Below are 22,092 nucleotides of genomic sequence, written 5' to 3'. Positions count from 1 at the left end.
TAGAAGGTGTGGTCGCCGATGGTGGCCACCTGGTAGGCGCTGCTCCAGACCGGGTTGGCGATGGACATCGCGGCGAAGTGGCTGGCACCCGGCACGATTTCCTTGCGCTGGCCGATGGGCAGGGCCCAGTTGCGCTCGGATTCCAGTGCAACGCCCACCGCCTCGGCCCAGGCTTCGGCATTGGACAGGCGGGTGCGCGGCGAGACGATGGACGGCGCGAACTGCCTGCGCGCGGTCACCACCTCGCAGACGTTCTCGCCCCACAGGCCGCTGTCGCGGCGACGCAGGGCGACTTCGGCCACCGCCTGCTGGCCGCGCACGGACTGATCCCGCGCCTCCAGATAGACGGTGGTGGACAAGCACAGCGAATCAGCGGCGGGCTGCGGCAGCACGTTGCTGGACAACCAGAGGATCCACGCCAGTTTCATGTCGGACTCCTTGCTCCGTTGCGGCGTGGTTCCCGTCGCACCGGAACAGGCCCGGCCGGCAGTTGTCACGTCATGGCGTACTTAGGAGGGCGGCAGCTCTATGGCGACCTTTGCCCGGGCGCGTCGTACCGTTTTGGATTCGGTCGGCGTGCCGGTGTTGCCTGTTGTAATTGGATACGTAAAAACGCAGCCAGACAGGACAGAAGTGCGCGCACCTTAGGCGGGCCTGCCCAAACGTCAGCTGAACGAGAGAATCAGAAGTGTTTGATTTGATTTGAGTTTTTATTCGATGCAGTGCATCAAAGCACGGCTGCAAGCCGGCTGCCTTCGGCTATCGCGCGCTTGGCGTCCAGCTCCGCCGCCAGCTTTGCGCCGCCGATCAGGTGTACCGGCCGGCCCTGCGCCTGCAGCGTGTCGAATAATTCCCGGCGCGGCTCCTGACCGGCACAGACCACGATGTGATCCACGTCCAGCACCTGCTCGGAGTCATCCACCCGGATATGCAGGCCGGCATCGTCCACGCCCAGATATTCCACGCCGCCCAGCATCTTCACGCCCTTGGCCTTGAGGGTGGCGCGATGGATCCAGCCGGTGGTCTTGCCCAGCCGCGCGCCGGGCTTGCCGGGGCTGCGCTGCAGCAGCCAGACCTGCCGCGCGGGTGGTTCCGGGTGTGGCTTCGCCAGCCCGCCGGGGGCTTCGAAGTTCGGGTCGATGCCCCATTCGGCCATCCAGCGCTGCGCATCCAGCGCGGCCGACGGGCCGGATTCGACCAGATATTCGCCCACGTCAAATCCAATCCCGCCGGCACCGATGATCGCCACTTTGCGGCCCGGCACCACCCGGCCTTCCAGCACGTCGAGGTAGCCGACCACCTTGGGATGGTCATGGCCGGGGAAGCCGGCAGCGCGCGGGGTCACGCCGGTGGCGACGACGACGTCATCGAAACCTGTCAGTGCATCGGCACCGACGCGGGTGGACAGGCGCAGTTCGACGCCGGTTTCAGCGATGCGATGGCCGAAGTAGCGCAGGGTTTCATGGAACTCTTCCTTGCCCGGAATGCGCTTGGCGATGTTGAACTGGCCACCGATTTCGCTGGCGGCATCGAACAGGGTCACTGCATGACCGCGTTCGGCGGCGACGGTGGCGCAAGCCAATCCGGCAGGCCCGGCACCGACCACGGCGATGGATTTCGGTGTTGCCGTCCTCGTGTAGTTGAGCTCGGTTTCCGCGCAGGCGCGTGGGTTCACCAGACAGCTTGCTTTTCTGTTTTCGAAAACATGATCGAGGCAGGCCTGATTGCAGGCGATGCAGGTATTGATGGCATCGCTGCGCCCGGCGCGCGCCTTGTTCACCCACTGCGGATCGGCCAGTAGCGGGCGCGCCATCGACACCATGTCCGCGCCGCCCGATGCAAGGATGGCTTCCGCCACCTCCGGCATGTTGATGCGGTTGGTGGCGACCAGTGGCAGGCCGACGTGTGGTTTCAGCTTGGCGGTCACGCCTGCGAATGCCGCGCGCGGCACCGATGTTGCGATGGTCGGCACCCGCGCTTCGTGCCAGCCGATACCGGTATTGATGATGGTCGCGCCGGCGGCTTCCACGGCCTTGGCCTGCGCCACGATGTCGTCCCAGCCGTTGCCGCTTTCGACCAGATCCAGCATCGACAGCCGATAGATGAGGATGAAATCCGGCCCGCAGGCTTCGCGCACGCGACGCACGATTTCCACCGCGAAGCGCATGCGCTTTGCAGCATCACCGCCCCAGCCGTCGCTGCGCTTGTTGGTGCGCGGCGCGGTGAACTCGTTCAGCAGATAGCCTTCCGAGCCCATGATCTCCACGCCGTCGTAGCCGGCCTCGCGGGCCAGTTTCGCGGCGTTGGCGAAGTCGTGGATATGGTGTTCGATGCCACGCGCCGACAGCGCGCGCGGGGTGAACGGGTTGATCGGTGCCTTCAGTTTCGACGGTGCCACCGACAGCGGGTGGTAGGCGTAGCGCCCGGCATGCAGCAATTGCATGCAGATTTTCCCCTCGTGTGCATGCACGGCGTCGGTGACCTGCCGATGCCGGCGGACATGCCAGGGCATCGACAATCGCCCGGCAAAGGGCTTCACCCAGCCCGCCATGTTGGGTGCGATGCCGCCGGTCACGATCAGGCCGGTGCCGCCGGCCGCGCGTTCGGCAAAGTAGGTGGCCAGCTTCGGGAAGTCTGTTGCACGGTCTTCCAGCCCGGTGTGCATCGAACCCATCAGCACCCGGTTGCGCAGGGTGGTGAAGCCGAGGTCGAGGGGCGCAAACAAGTGCGGATAGGCAGTCGTCATCGATCAAGCATACCGGTGCGTACGGTATGATGCATGGCTGCGTCCAGCATCCTGCACATGCGCCTGCGGCAGCAAGCCCAGATGTTTGCGGTGATGCAACTGTTATGGTAGTGTTAACGCCGCTTTCACGTTGTCGCCATTAAAGTGCGCGGCATGACGTGCGGATGCAGCCGTCTGAAGCAACTCTTTTACTGCGTCACGGTTTCTTTTACTGAATCAAGGAGCTGAAACATGAACAAGAAACTTCTCTGCGCTGCCCTTCTGGGTGGTCTGGGACTGGCGCAGGCTGCGTCTGCCCAGGAATTCGATGATCGCTGGTACGTGTCCGGTTCGACCGGTGTGAACTTCCAGGACAACGATCGTGGCACCGAAGACGCACTCTTCGGCACGCTGGGCTTCGGCAAGTTCCTGACCCCGCGCTTCTCGCTGGAAGCCGAGCTGAACTACCAGAACCCGAAGAAGACGGTCAACAACAACCTGTGGTGGAGCCAGTACGGCGTGTCGCTGGATGGCCGTTACCACTTCCGCAATGCCGATTCCAAGTGGTGGCCTTACCTGCGTGGTGGTCTGGGTTGGCAGCGTCACGAGGAGGAGTACGATGCTTCCCCGAGCGCCAACTCCCCGGGTCAGCATGAAGACGCCAACCTGGCGGTGAATTTGGGTGTCGGCCTGCAGACGCAGGCAGGTCGCGTAGGTGTGCGTGCCGAACTTGGAACCCGCGTTGATTTCGACGATCAACAGGCACGTATTGGGGACCAGGAAGATGCTTTTGGTGACATTCTGGCATCGATCGGCATGACCATCGCCCTTGGCCCGGAGCCGACCGCCCCGGTTGCCCCGGCTCCGGTTGCTCCGCAGCAGAGCTGCGCCGATCTGGATGACGACGGCGACGGCGTCAACAATTGCAACGACAAGTGCCCGGGTTCGCAGGCTGGCCAGACCATCGGTCCGGATGGCTGCCCGGTGCCGGTTTCGATCGACCTGAAGGGCGTCAACTTCGACTTCGACAAGGCAACCCTGCGTCCTGACGCGGTGGCGATCCTGAACGAGGCCGTCGAGATCCTGAAGCGTTATCCGGAACTGCGCGTTGAAGTCGCCGGTCACACCGACCTGTGCGGCAAGGACGGCTACAACCAGTCGCTGTCCGAGCGTCGCGCCAAGGCGGTGTACGACTACCTGACCAGCAACGGCGTTGACGCCGGTCGCTTGGCGGGCCCGGTCGGCTACGGCGAGAGCCGTCCGCTGGAACAGACCGCGCAGACGCTGCCGGGCTGCAAGAGCGAGACCAACCGCCGCACCGAGCTGAACAGCCTGTAATACGGCTTCAGCCAAGCAAGTCCACGAAGCCCGGCCCAGTGCCGGGCTTCGTTTTTTCTGCAATGCGAATGCGTGCGTCGATTGCCGCAGTGGGAAGTGACGCCTACACTGTCGCGGTCTTCCGGGGAGTTGTCATGTCCATTCGTTGCGCCTGCTGTGCCTTGTTCCTGCTCGCGATGCCGCTGCCGTTGCTGGCCACTACCAGTGCCTGCAACAGCGACGTGCTTTCGGCCATGCCGGTGCGCCCGACCCTGCTTTCGCCGCTGGCGGTTGAGCTTGCGCCCGCCACGACCCAACTCGGCGGCGCGAACGGCGTGCTGTCGCAATCGTTCGACGAGGCGCTGTCGGTGGACAACGTGCTGACCCGCATTCGCCTGGACAATTGCCGTGCGGTTGCCAAGGCGGCGGCTGCGCCGGTAGTCGGTGCCGGTGATCCTGCGGCCTACAAGCCGCGCACCGAGCACGACAATGCACCCTGGCGTTTCGACATGACCCAGAACGGCAAGCGCATGACCGCCGACGAGTTCGATGCCTGGATGAAGTCCAAGGGTGTGCGTGTCGTGGGCCGCAAGGATGAGCCCGCACAGGCGGCACCTGCACCGGCCACCACGTCGGGTAACTGATCCGCCACACACGTCGAATGCGCGGCATGTCGGGGACTCGCCACGGCTTGGCGCGCGTGCTGTCCAAGCGCGGGCTCTGCTCGCGCACCGAAGCGATGCGACTGGTGCGCGAAGGGCGCGTGCGGCTGGATGGCTGCATCGTGCGTGATCCCGAGCATCCCACTGACCTGCAAGCGGCCGTCATCGAGATTGATGGCGAGGATGCACAGGCTGCGCCGCGCTATCTGATGCTCAACAAGCCGCGCGGCCTGGTGACGACCGCGCGTGACGAACAGGGGCGCGATACCGTTTATCGCTGCTTCGATGGTGCGGGCCTGCCGTGGATCGCGCCGGTGGGGCGGCTGGACAAGGCCAGCGAAGGCCTGCTGCTGTTTACCAACAATCCGCAATGGGCGGCGCGGATCACCGATCCCGAAACAGGGCCGGACAAGACCTACCACGTACAGGTGGACTGCATTCCCGATGCCGCGATGTTGTCGGCGATGCAGACAGGCGTGCAGGTTGAAGGTCAATGGTTACGTGCGAAGTCGGCATTGCTGCTGCGCGCTGGCGAAAAGCATGCGTGGCTGGAAATCGTGCTGGACGAAGGCCGCAACCGGCAGATTCGGCGCTTGCTTGCGGCACTCGACATCGGCGTGCTGCGGTTGGTGCGGGTGGGTATCGGGTCGCTTGCCCTCGGCGATTTGCCAAAAGGCCAGTGGCGGGATTTGACCGAGGCAGAGGTGGCGGCATTGTCGCCGTAGGGGCGGCCCACCGTGGTCGCCCAACTCGATGGGCTTCGGGAAATGCGGGCAGCCACAGGGGCTGCCCCTACGGCCCCTGCACGACGCCGAGTTCCTTGCCGATGCGGGTGAAGGCATCAATCGCGTGGTCAAGCTGCTCGCGCGTATGCGCCGCGCTCATCTGCGTGCGGATGCGCGCCTGTCCCTTGGCGACCACCGGGAAGAAGAAGCCGATCGCGTAGATGCCTTCTTCCAGCAGCCGCTGCGCGAAGCGCTGCGCCAGCGGCGCGTCATACAGCATCACCGGGCAGATCGGATGCGCGCCGGGCTTGATGTCGAAGCCGGCAGCGGTCATGCGCTCGCGGAAATACGCGGTGTTTTCGCGCAGGCGCTCGCGCAGCTCGCCGGCAGACGACAACATCTCGAAGGCCTTGCTGCCGGCAGCGGCAACATGCGGCGGCAACGAGTTGGAGAACAGATAGGGGCGTGAACGCTGGCGCAGCAGTTCGATGACTTCGCGCCTGGCAGTGGTGAAACCACCCAGCGCGCCGCCCATCGCCTTGCCCAGCGTGCCGGTGAAGATGTCGATCCTGTCCAGCACGCCCTTCACCTCGGCGCTGCCGCGCCCGCTGGCGCCGAGGAAGCCGGTGGCATGGCATTCGTCGATGTGTACCAGCGCGCCGTACTGTTTCGCCAGCGCAGTGATGTCATCCAGCGGCGCGATGAAGCCATCCATCGAGAACACGCCATCGGTGGTAATCATGATGGTGCGTGCGCCGTCGGCCTGCGCTTGCTGCAATTGCGTTTCCAGATCGGCCATGTCGCAGTTGGCGTAGCGGTAGCGCTTGGCCTTGCACAGGCGCACGCCGTCGATGATCGAGGCGTGGTTGAGTGCGTCGCTGATGATGGCGTCGTTTTCGTCCAGCAGCGGCTCGAACAGGCCACCGTTGGCATCGAAGCAGGCGGCATAGAGGATGGTGTCCTCGGTGCCGAAGAAATCGGCGATGGTCTTTTCCAGCTGCTTGTGCAGGTCCTGCGTGCCGCAGATGAAGCGCACCGACGCCATGCCGAAGCCGTGGCTGTCCAGCGCATCCTTGGCGGCGGTGATGATGTCGGGATGATCGGCGAGGCCAAGATAGTTGTTGGCGCAGAAGTTCAGCACCTTGCGGCCATCGGCCAGCGTGATCTGCGCCGACTGCGGGCCGGTGATGATGCGTTCGGACTTGAACAGGCCGGCGGCGCGGATTTCGTCCAGCGTGTCGGCGTAGCGTTGGGTGAGTGACATGCGTTTTCTCGCTCGTCATTCCCGCGAAAGCGGGAATCCAGTGTCTTTCGGATAGAGAATCAGAGTCGCTGGATCCCCGCTTTCGCGGGGATGACGACAATCAATTCCAGCTCAATACCACCTTGCCGGCCTTGCCCTGTTCCATCAGGTCGAAGCCCTTCTGGAAATCATCAACGTGCAGTTGATGCGTCAGCACCTTGCCCAGCGGAAAGCCGCTCAACACCAACTGCGTCATCTTGTACCAGGTCTCGTACATCTTGCGGCCGTAGATGCCCTGCACGGTCAGGCCCTTGAAGATGATCTTGTCCCAGTCGCAACCTGCGCCCTTCGGCATGATGCCGAGCATCGCGATCTTGCCACCGTGGTACATGCAGTCGAGCATGTCGTTGAACGCGCGCGGGTTGCCGCTCATTTCAAGGCCCACGTCGAAGCCTTCCATGTGCAGGTCGGCCATCACGTCCTTCAGCGACTGGTTGGCGACGTTGACCACCCGCGTTGCGCCCATGTCGGCGGCCAGCTTCAGGCGGAAGTCATTGACGTCGGTGACCACGATGTTGCGTGCGCCGATGTGCTTGCAGATGCCGGCGGCGATGATGCCGATCGGGCCCGCGCCGGTAATCAGCACGTCTTCGCCGATCACGTCGAACTCCAGCGCGCAGTGCGCGGCGTTGCCGTAGGGATCGAAGAAAGCGGCCAGTTCGGACGGAATCTGGTCGGGGATCGGCCACAGGTTGCTGACAGGCATCACCATGTATTCGGCGAATGCGCCATTGCGGTTCACGCCGATGCCGACGGTGTTCGGGCACAGGTGCGGGCGGCCACCCCGGCAGTTGCGGCAATGGCCGCAGACGATGTGGCCTTCGGCGGACACGCGCTGGCCGACTTCATAGCCGGTCACTGCCGAGCCGAGTTGCGCGATGCGGCCCACGAACTCATGGCCGATGGTCAGCCCCGGCTTGATGGTGCGCTGGCTCCACTCGTCCCACAGGTAGATGTGCAGATCGGTGCCGCAGATCGCGGTCTTTTCCAGCCTGATAAGCACCTCGTTGGGGCCGGGCACCGGCACCGGCACCTGTTCCATCCAGATGCCCTTGCTGGCTTCGCGCTTCACCAGCGCCTTCATCATCGCTTGCGACATCCTGGATGCCTCGCTGAACCGGATGCCCATTCTACCGCCGCGCCCACGCCAGCTTGCGCCCATGACCACGGGCAGGGGGCAATCTGCGCCCGGGATGGTCTAATTGCAGGTTCTGGTTCCGAGGAGTTGCGAAGATGCGCCATCGTCCCTTGTCCGCTGCACTGGCCCTGACCCTGACCTGCGGCCTTACCCATGCCGATGAAGGCATGTGGATGCCGTCGCAACTGCCGCAACTGCAGAAGCAGCTGAAGGCCACAGGCTTCCGTGGTGACCCGAAGGCGCTGGCCGACCTGACCCGCAAGCCGATGGCAGCGGTGGTGTCGCTGGGCGGCTGCACGGCCAGCTTCGTTTCGCCGGAAGGCCTGGTGGTCACCAATCATCACTGCGCGCTGGGCGCGATCCAGCTCAATTCCACGCCCGAAAAGAACCTGATCCGCGATGGCTTCATCGCTGCCACTCGCGCCGACGAAGTTTCCGCAGGCCCTGCCGCGCGGGTATGGGTAACGGTGGGTTTCGACAACGTGACGGATCGCATGCTTGCGGGTGCGCGCGGCAAGACCGGACGCGACTATTACGATGCCATCGATGCGGCGGAAAAAGCCATCGTGGCCGAATGCGAAGCCGATGCCGGGCATCGTTGCAGCATCGCCAACATGTACTACGGCAACGAGTTCCACCGCATCAAGCAGGTGGAGTTGCAGGACATTCGCCTGGTCTATGCGCCGCCGCGCGCCATCGGCAACTATGGCGACGAAACCGACAACTTCATGTGGCCGCGCCATACCGGTGACTTCACCTTCTATCGCGCCTACGTCGGCAAGGACGGCAAGCCGGCGGCGTATTCGCCGGACAACGTGCCCTACAAGCCGCCGGCATGGCTCACCGTGTCCACTGCGCCGGTGAAGGCGGGCGATTTCGCGATGGTGGCGGGTTATCCCGGCACCACGTTCCGTCATCGCACGGCTTCGGAGTTCGCAGGCCAGATCGAATGGCTGCTGCCCCAGCGCGTCGGCTTCATGGACGGGCTCATCAAGGCGACGCAGGCCGCGACCGCAGGCAGCGCGGCGAAGGAAGTCCTCTACGCCTCCACCGTTGCCGGCTACAAGAACACGCTCAAGCGTGCGCAAGGCGAACTGGATGGCCTGCGCCGCAGCGATGCGGTGCGCGTGCGCCGCGCCGATGAGGACGCGATGTTGACGTGGTTGGCAAAGCAGCCGAACGCCGCTTCGCTGCAAACCGATATTCGTCAGATGCAGGCATTGCTGGATGCCGGCGAAGCGATGCGCGAACGCGATTTCCTGCTGCCGTTCCTGCGCCCCGGTTTGCTGGGTGCCGCCGTGCAGTTGCAGCGGCTGGCGCTTGAACGCGGCAAGCCGGATGCGCAGCGCGAATCCGGTTACCAGCAGCGCGACGAGGCGCGCATCGAAGCTGGCCTGAAGCAGTTGCAGCGCCGCTTCGATCCGGAGGTCGAAAAGGCCACGCTGCGCTATGCGCTGAAGCAGTATTACGCGCTGCCGAAGGCGCAGCGCGTCGCCGAGTTCGATGCGGTATTCGGCAAGGATGAAGCCATCGCCAGCGCTCGACTCAACACGCTTTACATCGGAACAAAACTCGGCAACGAAACCACGCGGCTGGCGGCGATGAAGCAAAACGCGGCCACGCTTGCGGCATCCAAGGACACGCTGCTGAAGGCGGCGGCAACACTGCAACCGGCACTGCTGCGGCTGGAGGATGAAGCCAAGCAGCGCAACGGCGAACTGCTGCGACTGCGCCCGGCTTACATGCAGGCGTTGACGGGCTATCGCAAGTCGCAGGGCAGGGCGGTGTATCCGGATGCCAATTCCACATTGCGCGTCAGCTTCGGCAAGGTCAGCCCGCTGTCACCGCGTGATGGCGTGGACTATCGCCCGCTGACCGTGGTGGGCGGCATCGTCGAAAAGAACACCAACCAGGAACCCTTCGATGCACCCAGGCCGCTGCTGGACGCCATCGCCAAGGGTGATTTCGGCAGCACCGCCGACTCGGTGCTGAAGACGCAGACCGTGAACTTCATGACCAACCTCGACACCACCGGCGGCAATTCCGGCTCACCGGTGCTGGATGCAGAAGGTCGGCTGATCGGCCTGAACTTCGACAGCAATTGGGAAGCCGTCAGTGCCAGCTGGATGTTCGACCCGCGCTACAAGCGCGCCATCCACGTTGACATGCGCTATGTGCGCTGGCTGCTGGCGAAGGTGTACCCGGCGCCGCACCTGCTGAAGGAAATGCACCTGCCGGCGCAGTGAGCGGGCATACGATCTGATCGACGCGCCGATCAATTCGCCTTCGGCCTGCATGTCCGGATTCCAGTCCGTGATGGTGCCAGCCTGCAACGCGCGATGTGAGGCACGCGCAACCTGCTAGGCTGTTGCGCCGCACAACTACCGGATGCCGCATCGCATGAGGATTCTGCTTGCCCGCCACGGCGAAACCCCGTGGAATGCCGAAGGCCGCTATCAGGGCCAGGAAGACATCCCGCTGTCCGAAGTGGGCATCGCGCAGGCCACCGCGCTGGGTGTGCGTCTTGCCGACCTGCGCATCGACCGCGCTGTCGCATCGCCACTGTCGCGTGCCACCCGCACCGCGCAGCTTGCGCTGGGTGATGCGCGTGCATCGCAACTGCTGTTCGATGACGGCCTGAAGGAAATCGGCCACGGCGAATGGGAAGGCCTGCTTGCCAGCGAAATCGCCGCGCGCGATCCGCAGCGCCTGCAGGCGTGGCGCGATGCCCCGGACACGGTGCAGATGCCGGGTGCGGGTGGCGAATCCCTGCAGCAGGTGTTCGACCGCGCATGGCCGGCCTTCGCCCGCGCCTGCGATGGATTGGGCGCAGGCGACACCTTGCTGGTCGTCGCCCACGACGCCGTCAACCGCGTGCTGCTGTGCAAGGTGCTGGGCATCCCGCTGTCGCGGCTGTGGACGTTCCGGCAAGCACCGACCACGCTCAACCTGCTGGAAGGCGCGTCCGTCGATGCGCTGGACGTGGTGCGCCTGAACGACTGCGCCCACCACACCGCGTTCTTCGGCGAAGCCGTGCATCGCGCGTTATAAGCAGCAAACACATGGACAGGACGCCGCGCGCCTTCGTGCTGGTCGCCATCGGCCTGTTCGCACTTGCGCTGCTGCTGGCCGGCGTCGGCTTGCCGGAATACTCCCATCGCCTGCACCCGCTCGGGCTGCGTGGCGCGGCAGGCTTGCCCGGGGCGATGCTGTTCAACGCCGGTGCCTTCCTGTTGCCGGGCATCTGCCTGTTGCTGGCATCGCATGCGCTGCGCAACGCATTGGCCGACGCCGGCTGGGCCGCGCGCATCGGGGTGGCGCTGGCGCAGTTGTCGGCGCTGGCGTTCGCCGCGCAAGGTGCGTTGCAGATGGATGCTTCCGATCTGGATGCCGATGCAACCCGCCTGCATGTGCTGGCGTGGATGTTGTGGTGGATCGCCTTCGTGCCCGCCGCGTTGCTGCTGGCCTTCGGCGCGCGGCGTGGCCGCAGCTTTGCCATCGCAAGTCTGGCGGCGGGCGTGCTGGTGCCGGTGCTGGCGGTGCTTGCGCCCGTCGGCGGCTGGGTGGGGCTGGCGCAGCGGCTGGCGTTTGCGCTGTGGTTCGGCTGGTGGTGGCTTGCGGCGCGGGCGCTTACTTGTGCTTCAACTTCAGGCCAAGGATCGTCGAAGACAGCAGGAAGGTGACGGCGTTCGACAGGATCATCGGCCAGGAATGCAGGTACAGCCCATAGCCAAACCAGCAGGCGATGCCGAAGGTGAACACCACGTACATCCACAGTGAAATGCCGCTGGTGTCGCGGCTGCGGATGGTTTTCACCGCCTGCGGGACGAAGGACAGGGTGGTGCAGGCAGCGGCCAGATAGCCGATCCATTCCATTGACATGCCGGGTGCCGGTTGGGGACAAGCGCGAATAATGGCGGGTCTTGCTGCGCTGCGGTAGGCTTTCCAGCCCGATTCCAGCAGTTCCCGCCGTGTCCGAGCCCGCCATCTACGATCCATCCGCCGTTGAATCCGCCGCCCAGTCGTTCTGGGCCAGCAGCCGCGCCTTCGAGGTGCGCGAGGACACGGGCAAGCCGAAGTACTACTGCCTGTCGATGCTGCCGTACCCGAGCGGCGCGCTGCACGTCGGCCATGTGCGCAATTACACGATTGGCGATGTCATCAGCCGCCACAAGCGCATGACCGGCTTCAATGTGCTGCAGCCGATGGGTTGGGATGCCTTCGGCCTGCCCGCCGAAAACGCCGCGATCAAGAACAAGACCGCGCCGGCCAAGTGGACGTACGCCAACATCGAGCACATGCGCAAGCAGTTGCAGTCGCTGGGTTATGCGATTGACTGGAGCCGCGAGTTCGCCACCTGCAAGCCGGACTACTACGTCCACGAGCAGCGCATGTTCGTGCGCCTGCTGAAGAAGGGCATCGCCTATCGCAAGAACTCGGTGGTGAATTGGGACCCGGTCGATCAGACCGTGCTGGCGAACGAGCAGGTGATCGACGGGCGGGGCTGGCGCACCGGCGCGCTGGTGGAAAAACGCGAGATCCCGCAGTGGTTCCTGCGCATCACCGATTACGCGCAGGAACTGCTGGACGAGCTGGACACGCTGGAGGGCTGGCCGGATTCGGTCAAGACCATGCAGCGCAACTGGATCGGTCGCAGCCAGGGGCTGGAAATCCAGTTCGAGGTCGATGGCGAAGCCGAGCCATTGACTGTTTTCACCACGCGCCCGGACACGCTGATGGGCGTGACCTTCATCAGCATTGCAGGTGAACATCCGCTGGCGCTGAAGGCCGCGCAGGACAACCCGGAACTGGCCGCGTTCCTCGCCGAACTGAAGCAGGGCGGCGTGTCCGAGGCGGAGCTGGAAACGCAGGAAAAGCGCGGCATGGCGACTGGCCAGTGGGCCAGGCATCCGGTCACCGGCGAGGACGTGCCAATTTATGTGGCCAACTTCGTGCTGATGGGCTACGGCACCGGCGCGGTGATGGCGGTGCCGGCGCACGACCAGCGCGACTGGGAGTTTGCGAAGGCGTATGGATTGCCGGTGAAGCCGGTGATCGTCGATGCCGCCACCCGCGATGCGCTGGAAGAAATGGCATCGCATCTGAAAGAACACGATGACCCGATGGCGGTCGCGCTGGGCGGTCACGCGCCGGTGGACGTGGTGGAGACCGACGCTGCCGTCGCCGTGGTGCGCGATTACCTGCGCCGCATCGAGGAAGAAGGCGCGCAGACCGAACGCGGCTGGCTGATCAATTCCGGCGAGTTCAACGGGATGGATTTTGATGCCGCGCTGGACGCACTGGCGGCGCGCTTCGAGGCCGAAGGGCGCGGCAAGCGCAAGATCAACTTCCGCCTGCGCGACTGGGGCGTCTCGCGCCAGCGTTACTGGGGCTGCCCGATCCCGGTCATCCACTGCGCCGACTGCGGCGTGGTGCCGGTGCCGGAAGACCAGTTGCCGGTGCTGCTGCCGGAGGACGTGGCCGATGCCTTTGCTTCGGGCGATGTGCATTCGCCGATCAAGTCCGACCCCGACTGGCGCAAGACCACCTGCCCGCAGTGCGGCAAGCCGGCCGAGCGCGAAACCGACACCTTCGACACCTTCATGGAGTCGAGCTGGTACTACGCGCGTTACACCTCGCCGGGCGCATCCGACATGGTGGATGAGCGCGCGAATTACTGGCTGCCGGTGGATCAATACATCGGCGGCATCGAGCACGCGATCCTTCACCTGATGTACTTCCGCTTCTATCACAAGCTGCTGCGCGACGCGGGCCTGGTGCATAGCGACGAGCCGGCCACGCGCCTGCTGACGCAGGGCATGGTGATCGCCGATACCTTCTATCGCGAACTGGAAGGCGGCGCGAAGGAATGGATCAACCCCGCCGACGTGGAACTGCAACGCGATGACAAGGGCCGCATCACTGGTGCGGCGCTGATCGCCGATGGTCAGCCGGTGAAGATCGGCGGCACCGAGAAGATGTCGAAGTCGAAGAACAACGGCGTCGATCCGCAGGTGCTGGTGGACAAGTACGGCGCGGACACCGTGCGCCTGTTCTCGATGTTCGCCGCGCCGCCGGAGCAGTCGCTGGAATGGAGCGATGCCGGCGTGGAAGGCATGGCGCGCTTCCTGCGCCGCCTGTGGCGTGATGTGCATGCGCATGCTGCTTCTTTCCTTCCCCCGCTTGCGGGGGAAGGTGCCGAAGGCGGATGGGGGCGCGCCGCAGGCGCGATTGATGCGGCATCGCTCGACGCCGCGCAGAAAACCCTGCGCCGCCAGACCCACGAAGCCATCCAGAAAGTCGGCGATGACTATGGCCGCCGCCACAGCTTCAACACCGCCATCGCCGCGCTGATGGAACTGCTGAACGCGCTGGGCAAGTTCACCGACACCAGCGCGCAGGGCCGCGCCGTGCGTCACGAAGCCTTCGAGGCCATCGTGCTGCTGCTCAACCCGATCACCCCGCACATCGCGCATGCGCTGTGGCAAACGCTGGGGCATCCGGAAACGCTGCTGGAGGACATCCCGTTCCCGCAGGCTGATCCCGCCGCGCTGGTGCGCGATGCGGTACGGCTTGCGGTGCAGGTCAACGGCAAGCTGCGTGGCACGATTGAAGTCGGCATCGATACCCCGCGCGAAGCCATCGAGGCTGCCGCGCTGGCCGAACCGGGCGTGGCTGCCTACGTGGGCGGAAACGAGGTGAAGAAGCTCATCGTGGTGCCCGGCAAGATCGTCAATATCGTTGTGTAACCCAACCACCGTCATTCCCGCGAACGCCGGAATGACGGACGACTTTTCGCCTAAACTGCGCCCATGACCCGACGCCTCGCCGCCATCGCCCTGTCCGCCGCGCTGCTGTCTGGCTGCGGCTTCCATCTGCGCAACGCACTCAACCTGCCGGCAGACCTCGGGCCGGTGCGTGTCGTGACAGCCGATCGCTACAGCCCGCTGGCGGAACTGCTGGCCGATGGCCTGCAACGCGCAGGCGCGCAGGCTGCACCGGAACAGGCGAAGTCCGGCGTTGCGACCTTGCAGGTGATCTCCGAACAGTGGGCGGATACGCCGATCAGCCACGACCAGTTCGGGCGCGCGCAGGAATACGCGCTGCGCTATGCGGTGATCTTCACCCTGCGCCGTGCCGATGACAGCGTGGCGGTGCCGCAGCAGGCGATCGAGTTGTCGCGCGATTACCTTGCGCCGGCAGTGGATTCCATCGGCAAGGCCAGCGAGCGCGAAATGCTGGTGAACGAATTGCGCCGCGACATGGCCGCAGCCATCCTGCGCCGCGTGGATGCCGCGTCCAAGCCGGCGGCACCCGCCGCGCAGTGAGCGCGCGGATCGACGGATGGAACTGAGCTGCGATCGCCTTGCCGCGCAACTGGCCGGCGAGCCGCTGCGCCCGGTTTATCTGGTCGCCGGCAGTGAACCGCTGCTGGTGCTGGAAGCGGCCGATGCCGTGCGTGCTGCCGCGCGTGCGCAGGGCATCGGTGAGCGCGAAGTGTTCGACATGGAAGGGCGCGATGCCGACTGGGATGCGCTGGACGCGGCGATCAACGCGCCCAGCCTGTTCGCCAGCCAGCGGCTGGTGGAAGTGCGCCTGCCCACCGGCAAGCCGGGCGCGGAAGGCGGCAAGCTGATCGCGGCGTTCTGCGCCAATCCGGCACCGGACGTGGTGCTGCTGGTGATCGCCGGTGAATGGTCGAAGGCGCACGCCGGCAAATGGAGCGAGGCCATCGCCCGCGCCGGCCATGTTGCCGTGGCATGGCCGGTGAAGCCGCATGAACTGAATGGTTGGGTCAGCCAGCGCCTGCGCAGCCGTGGCATCAAGGCCACGCCGGATGCAGTGGCGCGGCTGGCGCAGCGGGTGGAAGGCAATCTGCTGGCCGCCGCGCAGGAAGTGGACAAGCTGGCGCTGCTGGCCGGTGGCGAAGCCGGCATGCTGGACGTGGAGCGGATGGACGCGCTGGTGGCCGATTCGGCGCGCTTCGACGTGTTCCGTCTGGTCGATGCCGCGCTGAACGGGCAGGCCGCGCAGGTCTCGCGCATCCTTGCCGGCCTGCGTGCGGAAGGCGAAGCGATCCCGGCACTGATGGGCATGGTGGTGAAGGAACTGAACACCGTCGCCACGCTGGCGCGGGCGTGCAATTTCTCCGCCGAATGCAAGGCGCAGCGCATCTGGCCTGCGAAGGAAGCCGTTTACAAGCGCGCGCTGGGCCGTTATCCGCCGGAAAGCTGGCAGCGCCTGCTGGTGGAAGCCGGGAAGGTGGACCGCATCGCCAAGGGCCGCGTGCGGCTGGGCAGCGAACCAGCCGATGCGTGGTTGCAACTGGAACGCCTGCTGCTGGCGACGGCGGACAAGGGCGCTGCGCGCCTGCTGGCATCGTGAGCAGCTCCCGTCATTCCGGCGAAAGCCGGAATCCAGTTCCTGGCTTGCCTCAAAAGCTGGATTCCGGCTTTCGCCGGAATGACGAACAAGAGCAGGCACTGAGGGTTTTCTATGGCGGCACCTTCGACCCCGTCCACAACGGCCATCTGGCCGTTGCCCGCGCCGCGCGTGATGCGCTGGATGCCGACGTTGCCCTGATTCCCGCACGCGACCCGCCGCACAAGGGCGCGACCCGCGCGGACGCGATGCAGCGTGCGGCGATGCTGGAACTCGCCGTTGCCGGTCACGCACGCCTCGGCGTGGATCGTCGCGAACTGCTGCGCAGCGGGCCTTCCTACACCTTCGACACGCTGGGCGAGTTACGCGCCGAACTGGGCGATGCCGCGCCGATTGCATGGCTGATCGGCGCGGATTCGCTGCTGCAACTGCATACCTGGCACCGCTGGCGCGACCTGTTCGAGCGCGCCCACATCATCGCCGTGCAGCGTCCGGGTTCCGAGATCGATGCCGGCCGCCTGCGTGAACATGCACCGCAAGTGCTGGCCGAAATCGACCAGCGCTGGCTGCCGGCGCGCGCGCTGCGGGAAAGCCCCTGTGGCGGTTTCGCCCTGCTGCCGCTGCCGGAACTGCGCCCGGAATCCTCCACCGAGCTGCGCCGCCGCATTGCCACAGGCGAGGACTGGCAGGGTTGGGTGTCGCCTGCGGTCGCGGCCTATATCGTCCGTCACCGCCTGTATCGCGACCCCACCGTTATACTGCCCACATCTCCACCGAGCCCGCGCCCTTGACCACCACTGCCCACGTCATCAAGACCAGCCTGCCCAATCCGCCGCCGCCGGTCGAAGCCCTGCTCAAGGCCGTCCATGCAGCGCTGGAGGAACTCAAGGCCAAAGACACGGTGCAGATCGATGTGCGCGGCAAGAGCAGCGTCTGCGATTTCATGGTGGTCGCTTCCGGCACCTCGACCCGGCACGTGAAGTCGGTGGCCGACGAAGTGGTGCGCTTCGCCAAGCAGCTGGACGTGATGCCGCTGGGCGTGGAAGGTGAGCGCGAGGCCGAATGGGTGCTGGTTGACCTGGGCGATGTGGTTGTCCACGTCATGCTGCCGCGCGTGCGCGAGTTCTATGCGCTGGAAAGGCTGTGGACGGTGGGCGATCAGCCGCCCGAACACGAACAGTAACCTGCTGCGCTCGGCATTCGATGCCGACTGATTGCACGGGACAAGGTGCATCGATGAAAGCCCGCCTGATCGCCGTCGGTGAACGCGCGCCGTCATGGGTGGCGGAAGGCTTCGCCGAATACCAGAAACGGCTGTCGCACTGGCTGCCGCTGGAGCTGGCCGAAGTCGAGCCCGGCGTGCGCGGCAAGGGCCGTGACACCGCAAGGGCGATGACCGACGAAGGCGCGCGCGTGCTGGCGGCGTTGCCGAAGCATGCGCATGTGATTGCGCTGGATGGACGCGGAAAAATGCATGCGTCCGAACAACTGGCGCAGCGGCTGGAACACTGGCGCGGGCAGGGCCGTGACCTGGCGTTCCTGATCGGCGGGCCGGAAGGGCATGCGCCGGAGGTGATCGCGCGCGCCGACGAACAATGGTCGCTGGGGCCGCTCACGCTGCCGCACATGCTGGTGCGGTTGGTGTTGGCCGAGCAGTTGTATCGCGCTGCCGCCCTGCTGGCGAATCATCCTTACCACCGCGCCTGAGCGCCCGCCCAAAGGCCTGAAATACGCTCGTCATCCCGGCGAAAGCCGGGATCCAGTTCTTGCTTGACCTGCCGAAGGGCTGAAAAGCTGGATCCCGGCTTTCGCCGGGATGACGAGCAAAATCCTGTTGGTCGGGACGCCTTATCCCGGCTTTCGCCGGGATGACGAGCAAAATCCTGTTGGTCGGGACGCCTTATTGCAGCTTGAACTCGATCGGCACCAGCCCAACTGCCTGCACCGCCTGACCATTCAGCGTCGCTGGGCGGAAGCTCCAGCGCTTGAGCACCTGCGCCTTTGCCGCTGCGTCCAGTTCGCGGTTGCCGCTGCTCTGATGCACCGTGACTTCCAGCGGGCGTCCATCGATGCCGACGATCACCTGCAGCAGCACGGTGCCGGTGATGTTCTGCCGCAGTGCATTGCGCGGATAAGCAGGTGCCGGGGCGACCAGATACTGCAACTGCATCGGTGCCGGGCCGGTGAGCGGCGGGCCGATATCGGTCGGGCCAACGGCTTCGTCGAAGGACGTGTCGATGGCCTGTTCGCTGCCGTTTTCGACCAGCACCGGCGCTGAGGTTTCGACCTGCGACGGCGCGGCGGTGCGCGGGCGTTCGATGGTTTGCGCGGCCCGCGGTGGGGTTGGCGTGCGGACGACTTCGACTTCCACCGGCTTGGGTGTCTCGCGCTTCACCCAGATGATGTCGGGATCGCGGTCGGTATCTGCCACTCTGGCCGGCGGCGGCAGGGTCATCGGCATCATCAGCAGGCCCATGGCCAGCAGGTTGACCGCGATGGAGCCGCTGAGCGTGCCGATGCGGGTGGCGTCCAGTTGCGGTTTGCTGGCGGGCTTGAGCAGCGCGAAGCCAGCCGGGCGGGACAGATCGATTGCGTACGTGCGGGCCATGGTCAACCTCCTCCGGGGTGGGTGTGTTCCATGCAACGGACGGGCGGCGGCGATGGGGTTGCGGCCCGTCTTATGCACACTTCCACGCTGCGCCGGCAGGCCGATGCCCGGCAACCGGCAGGCGATGGCCGGGCGTTCCGTGCCGACGAGTGGCGATGACATCCGTTTGTGGTTCCCCACCAAAACGCAGCCGCCCCGGCGGGGCGGCGCGCAGGTGTTGCCGAGGGACTCAGCGCCCCAGTTCGAACACCACCTCGATGTTCACCGACAGGGTGGACTCGCCCGGCGATACCGAGGTTTCCTTCGCCATCGCGTCAGACGCCGCCATCGCCCGCATCATCAGCATCGGGCGCGGCATGCTGGCACCGCCTTCGCTGATGCTGACCACGCGGCGCACCTTCATGCCCAGCGCATCGGCATAGGTCTTCGCCTGCGCCTGTGCCTTGTGGATCGCGGCGGTGCGTGCTTCGGCATAGGCCTCGTCCGGCTTGTCCACCTCGAAGCTGGGGCCGCTGATCTGGTTTGCGCCATTGGCGACGAAGGCATCCAGCACCTTGCCCAGCCTGGACAGGTCGCGCACCTTCACGTTGACGGTGTTGCTGGCCTGATAGCCGACCACGCGCGGCGGCTGGTTGTCGGCGTACTTGTACTGCGGGTTGAGGTTGATGCCGCTGGTCTGCACGTCGCGTTCGGCGATGCCGGCGGCGCGGATTGCCGCCATCAGCTTGTCCATCTGCACGGCATTGGCGCGCATCGCCGCGTTGGCGTCGGTGGCCTCGGTGATGACGCCGGTGGAAATGGTGGCCACGTCCGGCACGCGGGTAGCCTGCGCGGTGCTGGACACCGACAGCAGGGTGGAATCGGCGGCGATCACGGGTGTTTGCGGGGCGTTCTGGGCGCAGGCGGTCATGGGAGCGGTTCCAAGGGCGAGTGCGAGGGCGAGGATCAGCGGGCGTAGCGGCATGGTGGGCTCCGGCGGTGGTGGATGGTGGATGAATGACACCGCCGGAGTGAACGCGCCATGAGCCGCAACGGGGTCAGCGCCCCGCCGGGCGCGGTTCTCCGGGCGGCTGCGGGTTAGACTGCACGCATGCTGCATCTTGCCTCGCGCTCCCCACGGCGCGCCGAATTGCTGGGCCGTCTGGGTCTGGATTTCGGCGTCATCGACCTCGACATCCCCGAATTGCAGGGTTCCGGCGAAGCCGCCGCCGACTATGTGCGCCGTGTTGCCCGCGAGAAGGCCGGTGCCGGCCTGTTGAAGGTGGTCGCGGTGCCGGGCGCGGTGGTGCTGGGCGCGGATACCGAGGTGATCCTGGATGGCGAGGTCTTCGGCAAGCCGGTCGATGCCGAAGCGGCAGCAGCCATGCTGCGCCGGCTGTCCGGGCGCACGCATGAGGTGGTGACGGCGGTGTCGCTGGTGTCCGCCGGGCGCGAGGCGCAGGCGGCATCACTGACCAAGGTGACGGTCGCGCCGCTGTCCGATGCCGACATCGCCCGCTACATCGCAAGCGACGAATGGCAGGGCAAGGCCGGTGCGTATGCGATACAGGGCCGCTTCGAAGCGCACGTTGAACGACTGGAAGGCAGCTATTCCGGCGTGATGGGCCTGCCGCTGCACGAAACCGCCACGCTGCTGCGCGCATTCGGGGTGCTGGCATGAGCGAGGAATTGCTGGTCAACGTCACCCCGCGTGAAACCCGCGTGGCGGTGGTCGAAAACGGCATGCTGCAGGAGCTGCACATCGAGCGTGGCAGCCAGCGCGGCGTGGTCGGCAACATCTACAAGGGCAAGGTGCAACGGGTGATGCCGGGCATGCAGGCCGCGTTCGTGGACATCGGTCTGGAACGCGCCGCCTTCCTGCACGCCAACGACATTTTCCGCAGCGCGCCGCTGGAAGCGTCGGAAGGCGAGGACGCCCCGGTTGCGCCGCCGCAGGTGCAGATCCCGATTTCCGAATTGCTGCGCGATGGCGCCGAGATCGTGGTGCAGGTGGTGAAGGATCCCATCGGCAGCAAGGGCGCGCGGCTGACCACGCAGATCAGCATTCCCTCGCGCTACCTCGTGCTGCTGCCGCGTTCGCGGGTGGTTGGCGTGTCGGCGCGGATCGAGGACGAGGACGAGCGCGCGCGCCTGAAGAGTCTGGTGGCCGGTGCGTCGTCACCCGCTGGGCACGGCTACATCGTGCGCACCAATGCCGAAGGCCAGCCGGCGGAAGCACTGGCCGAGGACATCGCCTACCTCGGGCGGGTGTGGAAGCTGGTGGAGGAAACCTCGGCGACCGCCAAAGTGGGCAGTTGCGTTTACGAAGACCTCAGCCTGCCGCTGCGTGCGGTGCGTGACCTGATCCGCCGCGACGTGGAGAAGGTGAAGGTTGATTCGCGCGAGACCTGCGAGCGCCTGCGCGAATTCGCCGCGCAATACATGCCTGGGCTTGCCGAGAAGATCGAGCATTACGCAGGCGCGCGCCCGATATTCGACCTGTACGGCGTGGAGGATGAAATCGGCCGCGCGCTGGAAAAGGAAGTGCCGCTGAAATCCGGTGGTTATCTGGTCATCGACCAGACCGAGGCGATGACCACGGTCGATGTGAACACCGGCAGCTTCCTCGGCCAGCGCAACCTCGAAGAAACCGTCTATCGCACCAACCTCGAAGCGGCACAGGCAGTGGCGCGGCAGCTGCGGCTGCGCAACCTGGGCGGCATCATCATCATCGACTTCATCGACATGCAGGATGCCGAGCATCGCCGGCAGGTGCTGCGCACGCTGGAGAAGTCGCTGGCGAAGGATCATGCCAAGACCACGGTGTATGACTTCTCGCCGCTGGGTCTGGTGGAGATGACCCGCAAGCGCACGGTGGACAGTCTGGAACGGCAGTTGTGCGAGCCCTGCCACGAATGCGGCGGGCGCGGCATGGTCAAGACCTCGGAAACCGTGATCTACGAAATCTTCCGCGAGATCGTGCGTGCGGTGCGCCAGTTCGAAGCCGCGCGCCTGCTGGTGATCGCCTCGCCCAAGGTGGTCGGGCGGATCACCGACGAGGAATCCAACGCGGTCGCCGAGCTGGAGGAGTTCCTCGGGAAATCGATCCGCTTCCAGGCGGATGCGCAATACATGCAGGAGCAGTTCGATGTGGTGCTGCTCTGATTTTTCCTTCTCCCTCCGGGAGAAGGTGCCCGCAGGGCGGATGAGGGTTCGGCGCAGGCATCAAGTTCCACTCTTGCCTCGAACCCTC

Annotated in this window: 21 protein-coding genes; 14 read left to right on the top strand and 7 right to left on the bottom strand. The window is 65.5% G+C overall.

Annotation, left to right across the window (positions count from 1 at the left end):
* Both QM612_RS05760 and QM612_RS05755 read right to left on the bottom strand, forming a co-directional pair.
* On the bottom strand, window positions 1-428 hold a 428-nt coding region (locus tag QM612_RS05760; protein ID WP_415252942.1), incomplete at its 3' end, for a cell wall hydrolase.
* A 299-nt stretch (window positions 429-727) separates the two neighbouring features.
* On the bottom strand, window positions 728-2,746 hold the full coding sequence (locus tag QM612_RS05755) for an FAD-dependent oxidoreductase (protein WP_415252941.1): 2,019 nt from the start codon (window positions 2,744-2,746) through the stop codon (window positions 728-730).
* A gap of 231 nt (window positions 2,747-2,977) precedes the next feature.
* On the opposite strand from QM612_RS05755, the gene QM612_RS05750 reads away from it, so the two are divergent.
* From QM612_RS05750 to QM612_RS05740, 3 genes are all read left to right on the top strand, one after another.
* Window positions 2,978-4,063 (top strand): OmpA family protein, encoded by a 1,086-nt coding sequence (locus QM612_RS05750; RefSeq protein ID WP_415252940.1) that lies wholly within the window; start codon window positions 2,978-2,980, stop codon window positions 4,061-4,063.
* Between the two features lie 134 nt (window positions 4,064-4,197).
* Window positions 4,198-4,686, top strand: a complete 489-nt coding sequence (locus QM612_RS05745) for a hypothetical protein (protein WP_415252939.1) — start codon at window positions 4,198-4,200, stop codon at window positions 4,684-4,686.
* 26 nt (window positions 4,687-4,712) lie between these two features.
* Window positions 4,713-5,429: a pseudouridine synthase gene (locus QM612_RS05740; protein ID WP_415252938.1), complete on the top strand. Its 717-nt coding sequence runs from the start codon at window positions 4,713-4,715 to the stop codon at window positions 5,427-5,429.
* A gap of 67 nt (window positions 5,430-5,496) precedes the next feature.
* On the opposite strand, the gene kbl is transcribed toward QM612_RS05740, so the two are convergent.
* Window positions 5,497-6,693, bottom strand: a complete 1,197-nt coding sequence (gene kbl, locus QM612_RS05735) for a glycine C-acetyltransferase (protein WP_415252937.1) — start codon at window positions 6,691-6,693, stop codon at window positions 5,497-5,499.
* Window positions 6,694-6,793: 100 nt separating this feature from the next.
* Window positions 6,794-7,816 carry an L-threonine 3-dehydrogenase gene (gene tdh / locus QM612_RS05730; RefSeq protein ID WP_415252945.1) on the bottom strand — a complete coding sequence of 341 codons (1,023 nt, stop codon included), beginning with the start codon at window positions 7,814-7,816 and terminating at the stop codon, window positions 6,794-6,796.
* Between the two features lie 149 nt (window positions 7,817-7,965).
* Between tdh and QM612_RS05725 the strand changes: the two genes are divergently transcribed.
* The 3 genes from QM612_RS05725 (at window position 7,966) to QM612_RS05715 (ending at window position 11,553) form a co-directional block, all read left to right on the top strand.
* Window positions 7,966-10,116 (top strand): S46 family peptidase, encoded by a 2,151-nt coding sequence (locus tag QM612_RS05725; protein ID WP_415252936.1) that lies wholly within the window; start codon window positions 7,966-7,968, stop codon window positions 10,114-10,116.
* 154 nt (window positions 10,117-10,270) lie between these two features.
* Window positions 10,271-10,921, top strand: coding sequence for a histidine phosphatase family protein (locus tag QM612_RS05720; RefSeq protein ID WP_415252935.1), 651 nt, complete (start codon window positions 10,271-10,273; stop codon window positions 10,919-10,921).
* Between the two features lie 11 nt (window positions 10,922-10,932).
* Entirely contained in the window at window positions 10,933-11,553 is a 621-nt protein-coding gene (locus QM612_RS05715; RefSeq protein WP_415252934.1) for a DUF998 domain-containing protein, read from the top strand.
* On the opposite strand, the gene QM612_RS05710 is transcribed toward QM612_RS05715, so the two are convergent.
* Window positions 11,501-11,752, bottom strand: a complete 252-nt coding sequence (locus QM612_RS05710; protein WP_415252933.1) for a SemiSWEET transporter — start codon at window positions 11,750-11,752, stop codon at window positions 11,501-11,503. The genes QM612_RS05715 and QM612_RS05710 overlap by 53 nt on opposite strands.
* A gap of 89 nt (window positions 11,753-11,841) precedes the next feature.
* Between QM612_RS05710 and leuS the strand changes: the two genes are divergently transcribed.
* The 6 genes from leuS (at window position 11,842) to rlmH (ending at window position 17,959) form a co-directional block, all read left to right on the top strand.
* On the top strand, window positions 11,842-14,619 hold the full coding sequence (gene leuS / locus QM612_RS05705) for a leucine--tRNA ligase (protein WP_415252932.1): 2,778 nt from the start codon (window positions 11,842-11,844) through the stop codon (window positions 14,617-14,619).
* Window positions 14,620-14,682: 63 nt separating this feature from the next.
* Window positions 14,683-15,198, top strand: a complete 516-nt coding sequence (gene lptE, locus QM612_RS05700) for an LPS assembly lipoprotein LptE (RefSeq protein ID WP_415252931.1) — start codon at window positions 14,683-14,685, stop codon at window positions 15,196-15,198.
* A gap of 16 nt (window positions 15,199-15,214) precedes the next feature.
* Window positions 15,215-16,255: a DNA polymerase III subunit delta gene (holA, locus tag QM612_RS05695; protein ID WP_415252930.1), complete on the top strand. Its 1,041-nt coding sequence runs from the start codon at window positions 15,215-15,217 to the stop codon at window positions 16,253-16,255.
* A 44-nt stretch (window positions 16,256-16,299) separates the two neighbouring features.
* A complete protein-coding gene (gene nadD, locus QM612_RS05690) occupies window positions 16,300-17,043 on the top strand; it encodes a nicotinate-nucleotide adenylyltransferase (RefSeq protein WP_415252929.1) in 744 nt (247 codons plus the stop codon).
* Window positions 17,040-17,435, top strand: coding sequence for a ribosome silencing factor (gene rsfS / locus QM612_RS05685; protein WP_415252928.1), 396 nt, complete (start codon window positions 17,040-17,042; stop codon window positions 17,433-17,435). Before nadD ends, rsfS begins: the two co-directional genes overlap by 4 nt.
* A gap of 53 nt (window positions 17,436-17,488) precedes the next feature.
* The gene (rlmH, locus tag QM612_RS05680) at window positions 17,489-17,959 is read left to right on the top strand and encodes a 23S rRNA (pseudouridine(1915)-N(3))-methyltransferase RlmH (RefSeq protein WP_415252927.1); all 471 of its coding nucleotides are present in this window, start codon (window positions 17,489-17,491) and stop codon (window positions 17,957-17,959) included.
* A 193-nt stretch (window positions 17,960-18,152) separates the two neighbouring features.
* Here rlmH and QM612_RS05675 read toward each other — a convergent pair whose 3' ends face one another.
* Both QM612_RS05675 and QM612_RS05670 read right to left on the bottom strand, forming a co-directional pair.
* On the bottom strand, window positions 18,153-18,860 hold the full coding sequence (locus QM612_RS05675; protein ID WP_415252926.1) for an energy transducer TonB: 708 nt from the start codon (window positions 18,858-18,860) through the stop codon (window positions 18,153-18,155).
* 229 nt (window positions 18,861-19,089) lie between these two features.
* Window positions 19,090-19,824, bottom strand: a complete 735-nt coding sequence (locus tag QM612_RS05670; protein ID WP_415252925.1) for an SIMPL domain-containing protein — start codon at window positions 19,822-19,824, stop codon at window positions 19,090-19,092.
* A 126-nt stretch (window positions 19,825-19,950) separates the two neighbouring features.
* On the opposite strand from QM612_RS05670, the gene QM612_RS05665 reads away from it, so the two are divergent.
* Window positions 19,951-20,520, top strand: coding sequence for a Maf family protein (locus QM612_RS05665; RefSeq protein WP_415252924.1), 570 nt, complete (start codon window positions 19,951-19,953; stop codon window positions 20,518-20,520).
* Window positions 20,517-22,004, top strand: coding sequence for a ribonuclease G (gene rng, locus QM612_RS05660; protein ID WP_415252923.1), 1,488 nt, complete (start codon window positions 20,517-20,519; stop codon window positions 22,002-22,004). The genes QM612_RS05665 and rng overlap by 4 nt, the downstream gene beginning before the upstream one ends.
* The last annotated feature ends 88 nt before the right edge of the window (window positions 22,005-22,092 follow it).

Source organism: Thermomonas sp., assembly GCF_047606765.1.
GTDB lineage: Bacteria > Pseudomonadota > Gammaproteobacteria > Xanthomonadales > Xanthomonadaceae > Thermomonas.
Note: the sequence above shows the minus strand (reverse complement) of the source record. Positions and strands in the feature narration are given on the sequence as shown.